This is a genomic window from Jannaschia sp. S6380 (assembly GCF_023015695.1).
Classification (GTDB): domain Bacteria; phylum Pseudomonadota; class Alphaproteobacteria; order Rhodobacterales; family Rhodobacteraceae; genus Jannaschia.
Window position 1 is genome coordinate 1,258,743 of sequence record NZ_JALKAS010000001.1, and the last position, 14,949, is coordinate 1,273,691.

Here is a 14,949-nt window from a genome sequence, read left to right on the forward strand (position 1 = left end):
CCTAGAACAGCGGCCTGGGCGCCGGCGTGGCCGAGACGCCCGAGGCGGCCTTTTCCAGCTTGGCCAGATCCGGCACCGTCAGGACACCCTCGCTCCAGTTCGCAAGCTGCATTTCCCGCAACCGGGCGAGCGTCTTATTGGTGTGTACCAGCGACAGTCCCAAGGCATCCGCCAGGTCCCGCTGACGGAACGGCAGCTCCATCACCCCGTCCATGGCCAACCCCACCATCGCGCCCCGGCGGTAGAGTTTGACCAGCGCCCAGGCGATCGCCGCGCTTGCCGATCGCTGGCCGATGGTCGACATCGCCTCGCCCAGGAAACGCTCCTCGGACGAGGCCAGCCAGGTCAGGTCGAACGCCCGGTCGGGATGCGACCGGAACAGGTTCCACAACTCCCCCCGGTCGAAGACGCAGAGCGTCATGCGCGTGGTCGCGCGGACCGAATGGCCCATCTCGCCCATCACGCCGGCCTGAAGGCCGATGAAATCGCCCGGGAACACGAAGCTGAGGATCTGACGGCTCTGATCCTCCAGGATCTTGTATCGCAGCCCCAGGCCGTGCAGCGCGGTAAAGAGCTGCGGGCTGTTCGACCCCTCCATCAGGATTTGGGTCTGCGGCTCCACCGTGAGTTCGCCCACCTTGAACCGCTGCTGAAAGCGCAGCTCCTCCTCCGTCATGGGCAGGAAGGCGTCTCGTCGGCGCAGGGGGCAGTTCACGCATTTAATGGCCATGGCCCCTCCGCGATCGGCAGCGATCAAACCTAATCGCATTTTTATTCAATGCATAGCGCCGAGTGACAACGTCCATTCGCCGGCCTCATGCGGAATCTTGCGGGTCACGGAACTTTCGCAACCATATATGGTTGTCATGTCGATGTCATAGAACATAGCCGCCAATACAGGACGGGCCACGCCATGCTTTCATGGGCGATCATCTTCCTCTCAGTCTCGCTGATTTCAGGACTGTTCGCCTTTGCGGGGATCGCGGGTGCGTCCGCCGGCGTGGCCCAGGTGCTGGCGCTGGTGTTCGCGGGGCTGTTCGTCGGCGCCGTGGCCTTGGATGCGGCAAGGGATTCCTGACGCGCGGAACGTCGAAGGGCCGGCGCGACGGATCGCCCGGCCCAATCGGTCCATGACATGACGGTCAGGCGCGCAGCGTCTCGGTCGACGAGAAGAACATCGCCTGGCTGACGGCCGACTGCACCTGATCTTCCTTGTAGGGCTTCGAGATGAGGAATGCCGGTTCGGGCCGGTCGCCGGTCAGCAGGCGTTCGGGGAATGCCGTGATGAAGATCACCGGCGTGTCCGGCATCGCCGTCAAAAGGTCGTTGACCGCGTCGATCCCGGAGGAATTGTCCGCCAGTTGAATGTCGGCGAGGATCAGGTCCGGCCGCTCCCGGTTGCCCAGATCGGTGGCCTCGCTGCGGGTGCGGGCGACGCCGGTGACGGTGTGGCCCAACTCCTCGACGATGGCACTCAGGTCGGCGGCGATGATCGGTTCGTCCTCGATCACCATGATGCGGCCCGTGGTCGCGGCCTCCATGTCGGAGCGAGCGGTGGCGATCAAATGCCGCACTTCATCGCGGTCGGTGTGCATGATCGTGGCGATATCGTCGATCGAGAACTCCTCGACCGTCGAGAGAAGCAGCGCCTCGCGCGTGTTCGGCGTCAGTTTCCCCAAGAGGTGCTGCGCGCGACCCGCCGCGCCAGGGGACTGGTCCTCCCCCTCGGGCGTCGGATTTCCTGTGGAACTCCAGATGGCATGAAAGCATTTGTACAGCACGACCCTCGCGCGCGTGTCGTGTTCGAATGCGGACCGATCCTCGAGGATCGCCTCCAGGGTGGCGATGGCATAGCGGTCGCCGCTAGCCTGGGAGCCGGTCAGCGAGCGTGCGTACCGGCGGAGATACGGAAGTTCCCCGGCAATGCGATCAGAAAGATTGACCGCGTTTTCTGTTGTATCCATGTTTTTCTGTCCCCGGACGAATTTTTCTCGGAACCAAACGGACGCGGTGCCGTTTGGGTTCCAGAGCCAGCAAGAATAATACGTCTTTCCGAGGGTGCAACTTGATCATGACCGAACCCGAGCAGGATGATGCCGACCGGGTATCGAAGCTTATCGACCAGAACCTGAAGCTGGTCTATTCCGACCTCGTGCAAGAAGAACTCCCGGACCGGTTCAAGGATCTGCTCGCCGTACTCAAGGCGCAGGACGCCGAGGAAAGCGACGACAAATGACCGCCAAGCCGAGCGGGGCCGACCCCCGAGAAGCGATGCTGGATCACCTTCCGGCACTACGGGCCTTTGCGCTCAGCCTGACGCGCAACGGCGCCACCGCCGACGACATGGTGCAGGATACCGTGGTGAAGGCCTGGACCAACATGGACAAGTTCCAGCCCGGCACCAACATGCGCGCCTGGCTGTTCACGATCCTGAGGAACACCTATTACTCCAGCCGCCGCAAGCTGAACCGTGAAGTGTCGGACCCCGAGGGGACGATGGTGGCGAACCTGTCAGTGAAGCCCGATCATGACGGTCACCTGAACCTCACCGATTTCAAGAAGGCGTTCGAGACCCTGCCGGATGAGCAGCGCGAGGCATTGATCCTCGTCGGCGCCTCCGGCTTCAGCTACGAGGAAGCGGCCGGAATGTGCGGCGTCGCCATCGGCACGATCAAGAGCCGGGCCAATCGCGGCCGCGCCAGGCTGACGGAACTTCTCCAACTCGATGGCGACTCTCCGATGGAGATGACCGACAATGCGACCATGGCGGTGGTGGCCGGAGGCGGGAGCGTTCTGCGCTGACCCCCGCGGACAAGATCCCCGACCCCTGGTACGAAAGCCTCAAGGTCAGACTGGCGGCCCTGCTCTCCCTTGCGCTGCTCCCGATCGGACTAATCGCGGTCCTGCAGACACAGAGCGTCGCGCTCAAGGCACAGGACAATGCCGAACTGGCGCTTCTGGCCCTAACGGAACAGGCTGCCTTCCAGGAGCGGCTCGCCGTTCGGGAGGCCGTCGGCACCGCGGCGGCCCTCTCCGCCGTCATCCCCTCCTTCGTCGATGATCCCGACCGCTGCAGCGCCTATCTGAGGGGCATCGTCGAGGACAACGACCGTTTCAGTTTCCTGGGGTACATTCCGGTCGACGGGCGGATGACCTGTTCCTCCTACGGGCAGGTCGTGGACTTCTCGGACAGCCCGGAACTGGCCGCGGCGATCGACAATCCGGTCTCCTCGATCCGCGCCAATCCGAACGGGCCCCTCAGCGGGACGTCCATCCTGGCAGTGGCGGAACCGGTCTTCGGCGGCACGGGCGACCTTCTGGGATTCGTCAACGTCTCCATCCCCCACGAAAGCCTGCGTGCCGAGCGCCTGACGGAGGGCGAGGATCAGGTCGACGACGCGCTGGTCGAACTCGTGACCTTCAACGCACGGGGCGAGCCGATCACCGCGCTGGGCTCGCTCGACGCCATCCCCGATCTGCTGCCCGAGGGGGTCTCGCTGGCCAGCATGGCCTATCCCGATGCCCAGGCCCTGACCGCCGCGGCGCCCGGTGGTGCCCCCCGCATCTATACCGTCGCCCCGATCACGCGCGGACAGTTCTATGTCCTGGGCATCTGGGACGGCACCGCGACGCTGGCGCGCCAGACCGATGGCGACATCCTGACGAGCCTCTTTCCAGCCCTGATGTGGGCGGTCAGCCTCGCCGTCTCGCTTTTTGCGGTGCATCAACTCATCACCCGCCACCTGACCCGGCTGGGCCGGCAGATGGCGCTGTTCACCGCCGCGCGGCGGATCCCCAGGCTGACCTCCGACGGCAACCCGCCCAGCGAGATCAAGCGGATCCAGCGGGCGTTCCACGACATGACTGAGGCGCTGATCCGCGACGAGGCGTCGCTCGAGAACGCCGTCCGCGAGAAGAGCGTTCTGGTCAAGGAAATCCATCACCGGGTGAAGAACAACCTTCAGCTGATCTCCTCGATCATCAACCTTCAGATCCGCGACGTCGAAGGGTCCGAGGCCAAGCATGCCCTGCGCCAGACCCAGGATCGCGTGCTCGGCATGGCGACAATCCATCGCGACCTCTACCAGACCGATGACACCGGCCTCGTGAATGTCGGCCACCTGATCGAGGAGGTGGTGCGCAAATCCATCGACTCCGCGCTCGGCGGCGACACGATCGCGCTGGACCTTCGGATCGAGCGCGTGTGGCTGTTCCCCGATCAGGCGGTCCCCATGTCGCTGCTGACCGCCGAGGCGGTGATGAACGCCATCAAGCACATGCCCCCCATCGGAACCGAACATGCCCGTGAAATGTCGGTGCGCTTCCATGAGGATGACGACCGAACCTGTCATTTCTGCCTGTCCAACACGATGCTTCCGCGCGTCGAGGAGGAACGCCGCAGCACCGGGATGGGTCGCAAGCTGATGCGCGCCTTCGCGACCCAGCTCGACGCCGAGATCGAGAGCCGGGAGGCGGACGGGTGGCACCACCTGACCGTCACCTTCCGCGCGTCCGATTTCACGCCCGCGCCCGGGACCTACTGATGCCGCCGGGATCGGCCGCCGGCGAACCCGAGATCCTGCTGACGGCGGCCGAGGCGTTCCCGGAATTCGAACGGCTGTTCCTGAACGCCCGCGATCGGGTCTCGGTCGCCATGCGCATCTTCGACCCGCGAACGCGGCTTCACGCGCCGGAAGGACGCGCGATCGGCACGGACTGGTTCGACCTCGTGGTCCACACGTTGCGGCGTGGCGTCCGCCTGCGGATGATCATCAGCGATTTCGACCCGATCGTCCGGCCAGATTATCACCAACGGGCCACCCGCTGCCGTCGCCTGCTGCTCGCCGCGGGCGAGGTCTCGGGGAACCCGCACCTGCTTTCGGTCACCGCGGCCATGCATCCGGCGCGCGTCGGCCTGCTGGCCTCGCTGTTCCTGTGGCCCCGGGCGCGCGGCTACCTCAAGACGACCGAGGCGGAGCTGAACGCCCTGTCGCCGGCCCGACGGCGACGCCGGATCAGCGAGCTGCCGGCGCTGCGGCCCTATTTTGACGTCACGCCCGAAGGTGTGCGTCTGCGCCCCCTCGTCCTGCCGCGACTGAACGCCGTGACGCACCACCAGAAGCTCGCCGTGGCCGACGAGGAACGCCTCTATATCGGCGGCCTCGACCTGAATGACCGGCGGTTCGACACGCCCGACCACGACCGCCCGGCCAGCGAAACCTGGCACGACACGCAGGTCCTGCTGCAGGGCGCCGTGGCCGGCCAGGCCGACCACCACATCCGCACGTTCCTGGACGTGGTCGAGGGAAAGGCTGCGGCGCCCGATCTCCCCGACCTCCTGCGGACGCTATCGGCCCGGCGGAAATTCTCGGCACCCTATATCTCGCCCAAGCCTGTCCTGGCCAAGATCGCGGACGCGCATCTGGCGCGGATCGGAACGGCGCGAAAGCTGATCTACCTGGAAAGCCAGTTCTTCCGCGACCGGGCCCTGGCGCGCGCGCTGGTTCGGGCGGCGCGACGCAATCCCGGGCTGAACCTGCTGCTCGTGCTGCCCTCGGCCCCCGACGACGTGGCCTTTCGGGGCAATACCGGACGCGACGCCAGATACGGCGAATACCTGCAGGCCAAATGCGTGCGCATGCTGCAAAGGGGCTTTGGCCGGCGCATCTTCATCGCCAGCCCGGCACAGCGCAAGTCGGCGGCGGCACGGAACCGGACCGTGGCCCATGGCGCGCCGATCATCTATCTGCATGCGAAGGTGTCGATCTTCGACCGCGACAGCGCCATCGTGTCGTCGGCCAACCTGAACGGTCGCAGCTTCCGCTGGGATACCGAGGCGGCAGTGGAGTTGACGGACCGGCCCGTCGTCGACCGGTTGCTCCGTCGCTGCATGACGCATTGGTATGCGGGCGAGATTCCCGAGGCGTTCCTCGACCCCGCGACGGCCGTGGCATCCTGGCGGGCGCATGCGCGCGCCAACGTCGCGCGGCGCCCCGAGGATCGGGAGGGCTATCTGCTGCCTTATCGTTCGGGGCCGGCGCGACGGTTCGGACGCGATCTGCCGGGCATTCCCGAAGATATCGTCTGATCGGAACGCCACGAAAACGGACCGCGCGCCGGGCGACGGATGCGGGGGGCTCCATCGGCGGACACGCGATCCTGGACCGCATGCGCGCGATCCGGAGCCGCATCGGAAGATGTCAGAGGGACGACGCCCCGGCTGTTTGCGGCCGGGCGACGATCCGAAGGGTTCCGTAGCGGAAACGCAGCCAAGCGCCATCGGGTTCCACCATTACGGCGCGGATCCTCGCCCGGGGTCGCGGATCCGCCGGGGAGGGGCTAGATGCAGACCGCGAACCGCCCCGGGATGACCAGATGCCGCATATCCTGACCGCCCTGCCCCTGACCGGGCTGCCCTTCGACGAGATCATCGACGTTCGCGCCCCGGCCGAGTTCGCGGAGGACCACATTCCGGGGGCCGTCAACCTGCCCGTCCTGTCGGACGCGGAGCGCGCGCGCGTCGGCACGCTCTATGTTCGCGAGGACCGGTTTCTGGCCCGCAAGGTCGGCGCGGCGCTGGTCGCCCGCAACGCCGCGCTGCATATCGAGGGCCCGTTGGCCGACCGCGACGGCGGATGGCGGCCTCTGGTCTATTGCTGGCGGGGCGGCCAGCGGTCCAACTCCTTCGCCACGATCCTGTCGCAGATCGGCTGGCGCGTCGACGTCGTCGAGGGCGGCTATCGCAGCTATCGCCGGCTGGTGGCGGCGCGGTTGTACGAGGACGCGTTGCCGCACCGGCTGATCCTGATCGATGGAGGGACGGGGACGGGCAAGACCGAGTTGCTGCATGTCATCCGGCGGGCCGGCGGTCAGGTCGTCGACCTCGAAGGGCTCGCCAACCACCGCGGGTCGAATTTCGGTGGCCTTGCCGACCCGCAGCCGTCGCAGAAGATGTTCGAATCCCGCCTCGTGCATGCGCTGGACCGGCTGGACGACCGACAGCCCATCTTCTTGGAAGCCGAGAGCAACGCCATCGGGCGCGTCCGCCTGCCCCCCGCACTCTGGTCGGCGATGGCCACGGCCGAGGTGATCCGGCTGCAGGCGCCGGCCGCGGCGCGGGGCCGTTTCCTGACGACGACCTATCCCGATCTGACGGCCGATCCCGACCTGCTGGCGCGCCGGATCGACAGCCTGCGTCCCTATCATGCCAGGGATGTGATCGACGAATGGCACGCGCTGGCGAGGGGTGGGCAGCATGCCGAACTGGCCGCGGACCTGATCGCACGGCATTACGATCCGCGCTATCGCAACCACGGCAAGGACCGGACGGAACTGGGCCGAATAGAGCTGCGCGACATGTCGCCCGCCGACCTGGCACGCGCCGCCGACCGCGCCATCGCGATGGCCGGCGGCTAGACGCAGCGCAGCCCCGGCGCGGTCGTCATCGTGCCGATCCGCGCGGCGGCGTGTCCCGCATCCCGCAACCGGCGTAGCAGATCCCCGGCCGCGTCCGGCGCGACCGCCGCCAACAGGCCGCCCGCTGTCTGCGGATCGTGAAGCAGAACCCCACGCGGCCCCGATGCCCCCGACACCGGCGCCGCGCGCGCGTTCGCGTGATGGATGGCCGAGCGAACGCCCGCCTCCGCCAGCGTCAGCGCACCGTTCATGATCGGGACCGCCTGCAGGGTTATCTCGGCACCCGTGCCGCTGGCCCGGCAGATCGCGTCCAGATGACCGGCCAGGCCGAAGCCCGTGACGTCGGTCATCGCATGCGCCCCCCGCAAGATGGTCGCCGCATCCCCTTGCGGCGCGGCCATCAGGCGCAACGCCGCCATGACGTCGCGCCCATCGGCGCGCCCCGCCATCTCGGCCGCCAGAAGGGTGCCGCTGCCGATCGGCCGCGTCAGCAGGATCGCGTCGCCCGCGGATGCCCCCGCATGACCGATCGGGTTGCCCGCATGCAGCCCCGTCAGCGTGAACCCCACCGTCAGCTCCGCCCCCATGCTGGTATGTCCGCCCACCAGGTCCGCCCCCGCGGCGGCCATTACGTCGGACGCGGCCTCCATGACCTCCGCCAAGGTGCGTGTCTGCAGGCGCGGGGACATGCGCGGCAGGATGATGGTGGCCAACGCCGCCTGCGGCACCGCGCCCATCGCCCAGACGTCGCCCAGGGTGTGGACCGCCGCGATGCGGGTCATCAGCGCCGGATCGTCCGTGAAGCCGCGCAGATGGTCGGTGGTCAGAACCTGCCGTCCGTCGCCATGCGCCAGGATGGCGGCGTCGTCGCCGGGTCGCGACAGCACGTCATCGCGCGCGGGCGGCGGCAAGGCGGCCAAGGCCGCGCGCAACGCGTCCGGCCCGACCTTCGCGCCGCAGCCGCCGCAAAGCGGCAGCGACGGACCTTCTTCCGCCAGATCGTCCACGATCCGGTCGGGCAGGTCCGGCGCGGCCATGGCCGGCAGGTCCGTCAGCTTGCGCATGAAGGCGCGGTCGATCCGATCCTTCCACCGCCATATCAGGTCGCCCGACGCGACGAGGCCCGCCTTTTCGGCCAGCGCCGTCTTTCCACCCAGCGAGACCAGCTTCAGATAGCGCCGTTGCGGCCGGAACGGGCGGCGGCGGCCCTCTCCCAGCGCGGCCCTGAGGTTGTGATGCAGGATGGGCGCCGCGCGAACGGCATAGACCCCCGCCTTGGGCCGGGGCGCGTGGGTCAGATGTGCGCAATCGCCGGCGGCGAACAGGTTGGCGACCCCCTCCACCCCCAGGTCGGGTCCGACGCGGATGAACCCGTCCGTCAGCGGCAGACCGGTCGCGGCCAGCCATTCATGCGGTCGCGCGCCCGCGGCCCCGGTGACGAAGGCGGCGGGCACGTTTTCGCCCGTGTCCAACGCGACGTGATCGGCGGCCACGGCGGTCGCCGTCACCCCGGTGCGGACCGTCACGCCGCGTTCTTCCAGCGCCGCGCGCAGCCGTCGCCGGGCACGAGGGCCGACGCCCGTCAACTGATCGGCGGACTCCAGCAGGGAGACGCGCGCCGTCGGATCGACGGCGGCGAGCGCGTGGGCCATCGCCATCGCCAGTTCCATTCCCGCCACGCCGCCGCCGATCACGACCGTGTCGCCCGGTGCCCCCTCGCCGACGGCGCCCAGATGCTTCCGCCACCCGTCCGCGAAACCCTGAAGCGGCTTGGCCGGCGTGCCGTGGGCGGCGAACCCCTCCAGCGCCGGCATGTCGGAATGGATGCCGATATCGATCGAGGCCACGTCATAGGCCACCGTTCCGCGCCCTTCGACCGTCAGGGTGCCGGCATTCGGGTCGAGCCCGGTCACCGCCCCGTCGATCAGCCGTGCGCCCGCGAACCGCGCCAGCCGGACGAGGTCGATGTCCAGTTCCTCGCGGGTATAGTGACCCGCGACATGGCCGGGCAGCATGCCGGTATAGGGCGCCGTCGGTCCGGGGTTGATCAAGGTGACCCGCGTTCCGGGCAGCGGATCCATGCCCCAGCGCCGCAGGACCAGTGCATGCGCATGTCCGCCGCCCACCAGGACGAGATCGCGTGTCAGGGGAATCTGGGGCTGCATGGCGGGCCTTCTGCGGGGCGGCGGGTGTCCGGCTTCGGGTCCTGCCCCCTGCCGGCGGCCCGGTCAATGTCGACGGACCCGCGATCCTGTCGGATCACGCGGTCAAATCAGGATCTGAACGACGATCGCGCCGCCATAGACCGTCAGCAGCGCCACGCTTTCCAGCCCGATGCCCGCCGGTCCGTCCTTCTGCCGCAGGATCTGCCCCATCAGCAGGATCACGGTCATGACCAGCCCGATCCCCAGCCAGAACAGGTCCTGCGAGGACACCGCATGATAGAGCGACCCGTCGCGATATCCGGCATCCGAGATCGCCAGGAACAGCGTGTCGAAGGTGTTGCCGCCCACGATGCCGCCCACGGCCAGTTGCAGCGCCCGCCGACGAACGGCGGCCAGCGTCGTAACCAGTTCGGGCAGTGACGTCGCCACCGCCGTCAGCAGGGCCCCGACCAGCGATGCGCTCAGCCCGAGGCGATCGGTCATCTGGCCCCCGGCCTGCGCCACGATCCATCCGGCCGCGCCCATCAGCGCCATCAGGCCCGCGAACTCGGCCGCGATGGCGGCGGTGGACCGCGACGGGTCGTCGTCCTGCTCGGGGTCATCGGAGCGGGTGCCCGCCGTCTGCACCGGCTTCCACATCGGAAATTCGCGCACCGTCCGCGTGGCCCGCAAGCCCCAGATATAGAGGACCGGCAGTGCGAATGACACCGGGTGCAGGCCCAGGAACGTCACCTCGGGCCCGGCAAAGGCCAGCACCGGCAACGTGAGCAGCAAGACCAGCAGCGCGCCCTGGAACACGTTGGCCAACTCCGCTGCCGCATGTTCCAGATTGGCACGTCGGTGCAGCAGGTCGGCCAGTGCCAGGAACGCCGTCTGCGCGGCGATACCCCCCACCGCGTTCGAGAACGCAAGGCTCGCGCGGCCGTCGAGGGCGGAGGTGAACGAAACCACCGTGCCCGAAAGCGACGTGGCCGCGCCCAGCAGGACCGCGCCCACCAGCGCCTCGCCCAACCCGGTGCGGTCGGCCAGGCGGTCCGCCAGACCGGCCATCCGCATCCCCGCCCCGAGGATCAGCCCCGCCGCGACCGCGAACGCGCCGAAAAGGGCCGGGTTGGAGAGGTCTGCGATCATCGCTCGGGTCCTTGCGGCATCGGCCGTATGGGTCGGAAGGGCCAGGCCGAGGGGACCCGGAAAGGCGCATTCGCGCCCAACATGCCGCCCGCGCAAGGGACATGGCCACCCGCAAACGTGCCGTATTGCAGAAAAATCATGGCGGTCATGGCCGCGCATCCATCGGTCGGCAGATCGCCGGTGCCGCCGACCAACCCATCGGTGGCTGCGATCCCGGTGGCGGGTCCGCGATGGACGATGGCGGTCCCGCATGCGCCCCGATCAAGATGCCACAAGCCCACGGACCGGGGCGTCGCAGCCCAAATGGCGGGCCGTTTGGCCAGCCCGCGTGGGGCCTGCGCGGGCCCGAGGGGCGCCATCAGCTCTCTGGCGGTCCGGCGAAGTGACAGGCGGCCAGATGGTCCCCGGCGGGGTCCAGCGGCGGGGCGTCCCTGCGACACAGGTCGCGCACCCTCGGGCAGCGCGAGGCGAAGTTGCATCCCGGCGGCAGGTTCAGCGGGTCGGGCGGATCGCCGGGGATCAGCATCCGGTCGCCCCTGCGCCGCCGGGCGCGGTCGACCGACGGCACCGCCGACAGCAGCGCCTGCGTATAGGGGTGCTGCGGCGCGTTGAAGACCGACAGCCGGTCTCCCTGTTCGACGATCCGGCCCATGTACATGACGGCGATGTCGTCGCACATGTGCTGAACCACGCCCAGATCGTGGCTGATGAACAGGTATGTCAGGCCCAGTTCGCCCTGCAGCCGGCGCAGCAGGTTCAGGATCTGCGCCTGCACGGCCACGTCCAGCGCGCTGACGGCCTCGTCGCAGATGATCAGGCGCGGGTTCGTGGCCAGCGCGCGGGCGATGCCGATACGCTGGCGCTGCCCGCCCGAGAACTGGTGTGGGAACAGATGCATCTGCTCGGGGCGCAATCCGACCTGCGCGAAAAGCTCGGCCACGCGGTCGGCGCGCGCGTCCGGCGGAACCGTGCCCAGCGAGTCCATCGGCTCGCGTACGATGGCCCCGGCGCGCAGCCGCGGGTTCAGCGAGGAATACGGATCCTGGAAGATCACCTGAACCTTGGCGCGCGCACGGCGCAGATCCTCCCCCTGCAGGGACAGGAAGTTGGCGCCGTCCAGCGTGACGCGCCCCGCCTGCGACGCGACCAGCCGCGCGACGGCCAGCGCCGCCGTGGTCTTGCCCGACCCGCTTTCGCCCACGATGGCCAACGTCCGCCCCGCCTCAAGGTCGAAGGACACGTGGTCCACCGCCGTCAGATACGCCTTGCGCCCCCAGCCCCGGCCGATGGGAAAACGCACGGTCAGATCGCGGACGGAGAGCAGGGTCATACGATGTCGGCCTTCCAGCAGGCCGCGCGCTGGCCGGTGGGAAACACCTTCTCGACCGGCCGGGCAGTGCGGCAGCGGTCGTCGGCCAAGGGGCAGCGCGAGGCGAACAGGCAGGCATCGGCGCCGAACGCCGAGAGCGGCGGCACGATCCCCGGCACCTCGGTCAGGTCGGGGCGCGCGGCGGTCAGCTCGGCCACCAGATGCGGCACGCAGGAGATGAGGCCCTTGGTATAGGGGTGGCGCGGGCTGTCGATGACGGGATCCACCGGCCCTTCCTCGGCCAGGCGACCGGCATACATGACGATGACGCGATCCGCCATTTCCGCGACAGCGCCCATGTCGTGGGTGATCAGGATGATCGCGGTTCCGGTCTCGCGCCCCAGGTCGCGCAGCAGATCGAAGATCTGCGCCTGCACCGTCACGTCGAGCGCCGTCGTCGGCTCGTCCGCGATCAGCATCTTGGGCGCGCAGGCCAGCGCGATGGCGATCATCACGCGTTGCCGCTGCCCGCCCGACATCTCGTGCGGATAGGCGTCGACGCGGCGCGCGGCGTTCGGGATGCGAACCTGGTCCAGCAGCTCGACCGCACGCGCGCGGGCGTCGCGGTTGGACATGCCGCGATGGCGACGCAGCACCTCGGCGATCTGCTCCCCCACGGTATAGACCGGGTTGAGCGAGGTCATCGGCTCCTGGAAGATCATGCTGACTTCGTTGCCGCGCAGGCCGCGCAGTTGCGCGTCGGACATCCGGGTCATGTCCTGTCCCTCGAACAGGATGCGGCCGCCGGCGACCCGTCCCACATCCGGCAGAAGCCCCATGATCGCCAGCGCGGTCATAGACTTGCCGCAGCCGGATTCGCCCACGAAGGAGAGCGTCTCGCCCGGGTTCAGGATCAGCGACAGATCGTCGATCACCGGCGCGGCCCGATCGCGCAGGTCCAGTTCGATCCGCAGGTTCTCGACGGACAGAAGCGGCGTCATCGGCGCCTCAGCTTGGGGTTGAGCGCGTCGTTCAGCCCGTCGCCCACCAGGCTGATGCAGAGCACGGTGACGAAGATCGCCAGACCGGGGATCGTGACGGTGAAACTTGCGTCGAGGATGTATTCGCGGTTCGACCCGATGATCTGGCCCCAACTCGCGACGTTCGGATCGGTCAGCCCCAGGAACGACAGTCCCGCCTCGAACAGGATCGCCGACCCGACCATCAGCGCGGCCTGCACGATGATCGGCGGCAGGGCATTGGGCAGGATCACCCGAAAGATCAGCGACCCGTTGCGCACGCCGCCGGCCCGCGCGGCGGTGACGTATTCCAGCTCGCGGATCCGCAGGAACTCGGCCCGCGTGATCCGCGCGACGGCCGGCCAGGAGACGAGGCCGATCGCCAGCGTGATCATCGGCAGCGATGCCCCGAACAACGCCACGATCACCATCGAGAACAAAAGCGTCGGCAGGACCTGGAAGAACTCGGTCAGGCGCATCAGCGCCTCCTCGACCAGCCCGCGATAGAACCCGGCGAGCGCCCCAACCGTGATGCCGATGGTCACGGTCACGAAGGCCGCCGCCAGACCGATCGTGATCGACACGCGCGCCCCATGGATCAACAGGCTGGTGATGTCGCGGCCCAGATAATCGGTGCCCAGCAGATACCCTTCCTGCCCCGGCGGGGTGAAGGGCGCCCAGACCATGTCGAACGGGTCGCCCGGATAGACATACGGCCCGACGATCGCGACCGCCACGATGGCCATGAGCACGATCAGGGCCGCAACGGCCGCGTGGTTGCGGCGGAACATCTCGAACGCCTCGGCGAAGGGGCTGCGCGCGGCGGGGGGTTCGGGTTCGGCCACGGTGGCGTTGTCGATCCGGGGTTCGTCGGCGATCCTCATTTTCCGCGCACCCGCGGGTCGATCGCACGCAGCGCCAGGTCGGTCAGGAGGTTGCCCACCACGACGACGAGCGCCGAGAAGAACAGGATCCCCAGGATCGTCGGCGTGTCGCGCGCGAGGATCGACGTCAGGGCGAGCTGCCCCAGCCCGGGCCAGGAGAACACGGTCTCGACCAGCACGGCGCCCGAGACGACGGCCGAGAACTGCAACCCCGCCAGCGTGACCACCGGCGGCAGCGCGTTCTTGAGCGCGTGCTTCAGCGTGACCTCGCGCGGGGTCAGGCCCTTGGCGCGCGCCGTGCGCACGTAGTCGGACCCCAGCACCTCGAGCATGGAAGCGCGGCAGAGGCGCGAGTAGAGCGCCACGAAGATCGAGGCGAGCGTGATCATCGGCAAAAACAGGTGATGGGCCACGTCGAGCGCGCGGGCGAACCACCCTCCCTCGACGGTCACGTCCACCATGCCGGCCACCGGAAACAGCGGGATCTTGAGCGAGAACGCGATGAGCAGCAGGATGCCCGTCCAGAAGACCGGCGCGGCATAGCCGAACAGCGCGAACAGCGTGACGACATGGCTGAGCAGGCCATTGGGATTGCGCGCCGAGAAGACGCCCAGCAGCACGCCCACCACCAGCGCCAGCACCTGCGACGCGACAACCAGCAGCAGCGTCGCCGGCAGCCGTTCCAGGATCAGGTCGACGACGGGACGGTTGTAGAAGTAGCTCTGCCCCAGATCGAAGCTGAGGACGCGCAGGACGTAGCGCCCGAGCTGCACGAGGAAGGGCTGGTCCAGGCCGTATTCCGCGCGGATCTCGGCCATCAGTTCGGCATCGGCGCCCCCCATGGAGGCGGCGATCGTGTCGGCCACGTCGCCGGGCGCCAGGTTTATCATCGAAAAGTTGAGGATCAGGACCGCGACCAGCAGGAGCGCCGCGTAGAGGATCCGCTGTGCGATTGTCACCGCGATCGCCATGTCCGTCCCCCGTTCAATCCAAGCCCGCCCCCGGATGGGGGGCGGGCCGGCGTG

General features: G+C 68.4%; 14 protein-coding genes. 6 read left to right on the plus strand and 8 right to left on the minus strand.

The features are described 5' to 3' along the window. Nucleotide 1: 1 nt before the first annotated feature. Nucleotides 2-730, minus strand: coding sequence for a Crp/Fnr family transcriptional regulator (locus MWU52_RS06480; RefSeq protein WP_246950429.1), 729 nt, complete (start codon nt 728-730; stop codon nt 2-4). Nucleotides 731-913: 183 nt separating this feature from the next. Between MWU52_RS06480 and MWU52_RS06485 the strand changes: the two genes are divergently transcribed. Beyond that, nucleotides 914-1,078: a DUF1328 domain-containing protein gene (locus tag MWU52_RS06485; protein ID WP_246950431.1), complete on the plus strand. Its 165-nt coding sequence runs from the start codon at nt 914-916 to the stop codon at nt 1,076-1,078. A gap of 64 nt (nt 1,079-1,142) precedes the next feature. Here MWU52_RS06485 and MWU52_RS06490 read toward each other — a convergent pair whose 3' ends face one another. Continuing rightward, nucleotides 1,143-1,964, minus strand: a complete 822-nt coding sequence (locus MWU52_RS06490; protein WP_246950434.1) for a response regulator — start codon at nt 1,962-1,964, stop codon at nt 1,143-1,145. A gap of 107 nt (nt 1,965-2,071) precedes the next feature. Between MWU52_RS06490 and MWU52_RS06495 the strand changes: the two genes are divergently transcribed. The 5 genes from MWU52_RS06495 (at nt 2,072) to mnmH (ending at nt 7,416) form a co-directional block, all read left to right on the plus strand. Next, a complete protein-coding gene (locus MWU52_RS06495; protein ID WP_246950437.1) occupies nt 2,072-2,236 on the plus strand; it encodes a NepR family anti-sigma factor in 165 nt (54 codons plus the stop codon). Beyond that, entirely contained in the window at nt 2,233-2,802 is a 570-nt protein-coding gene (locus MWU52_RS06500; RefSeq protein ID WP_246950438.1) for an RNA polymerase sigma factor, read from the plus strand. The genes MWU52_RS06495 and MWU52_RS06500 overlap by 4 nt, the downstream gene beginning before the upstream one ends. Nucleotides 2,803-3,149: 347 nt before the next feature. Further along, a complete protein-coding gene (locus tag MWU52_RS06505) occupies nt 3,150-4,544 on the plus strand; it encodes a sensor histidine kinase (RefSeq protein ID WP_246950439.1) in 1,395 nt (464 codons plus the stop codon). After that, on the plus strand, nt 4,544-6,088 hold the full coding sequence (locus tag MWU52_RS06510; RefSeq protein WP_246950440.1) for a phospholipase D-like domain-containing protein: 1,545 nt from the start codon (nt 4,544-4,546) through the stop codon (nt 6,086-6,088). The genes MWU52_RS06505 and MWU52_RS06510 overlap by 1 nt, the downstream gene beginning before the upstream one ends. Nucleotides 6,089-6,375: 287 nt before the next feature. Next, on the plus strand, nt 6,376-7,416 hold the full coding sequence (gene mnmH, locus MWU52_RS06515) for a tRNA 2-selenouridine(34) synthase MnmH (RefSeq protein WP_246950441.1): 1,041 nt from the start codon (nt 6,376-6,378) through the stop codon (nt 7,414-7,416). On the opposite strand, the gene selD is transcribed toward mnmH, so the two are convergent. The 6 genes from selD to MWU52_RS06545 all read right to left on the minus strand — a co-directional run bounded on the left by selD (nt 7,413) and on the right by MWU52_RS06545 (nt 14,895). Further along, on the minus strand, nt 7,413-9,581 hold the full coding sequence (selD, locus tag MWU52_RS06520; protein ID WP_246950443.1) for a selenide, water dikinase SelD: 2,169 nt from the start codon (nt 9,579-9,581) through the stop codon (nt 7,413-7,415). The genes mnmH and selD overlap by 4 nt on opposite strands. 102 nt (nt 9,582-9,683) lie before the next feature. Next, nucleotides 9,684-10,712, minus strand: coding sequence for a sodium:calcium antiporter (locus MWU52_RS06525; protein WP_246950444.1), 1,029 nt, complete (start codon nt 10,710-10,712; stop codon nt 9,684-9,686). 358 nt (nt 10,713-11,070) lie between these two features. Beyond that, nucleotides 11,071-12,042 (minus strand): oligopeptide/dipeptide ABC transporter ATP-binding protein, encoded by a 972-nt coding sequence (locus tag MWU52_RS06530; protein WP_246950446.1) that lies wholly within the window; start codon nt 12,040-12,042, stop codon nt 11,071-11,073. Further along, nucleotides 12,039-13,022 (minus strand): ABC transporter ATP-binding protein, encoded by a 984-nt coding sequence (locus MWU52_RS06535; protein ID WP_246950449.1) that lies wholly within the window; start codon nt 13,020-13,022, stop codon nt 12,039-12,041. The genes MWU52_RS06530 and MWU52_RS06535 overlap by 4 nt, the downstream gene beginning before the upstream one ends. After that, nucleotides 13,019-13,924: an ABC transporter permease gene (locus tag MWU52_RS06540; RefSeq protein ID WP_281493914.1), complete on the minus strand. Its 906-nt coding sequence runs from the start codon at nt 13,922-13,924 to the stop codon at nt 13,019-13,021. The genes MWU52_RS06535 and MWU52_RS06540 overlap by 4 nt, the downstream gene beginning before the upstream one ends. Further along, nucleotides 13,921-14,895, minus strand: a complete 975-nt coding sequence (locus MWU52_RS06545; RefSeq protein ID WP_246950452.1) for an ABC transporter permease — start codon at nt 14,893-14,895, stop codon at nt 13,921-13,923. The genes MWU52_RS06540 and MWU52_RS06545 overlap by 4 nt, the downstream gene beginning before the upstream one ends. Between the last annotated feature and the right edge of the window lie 54 nt (nt 14,896-14,949).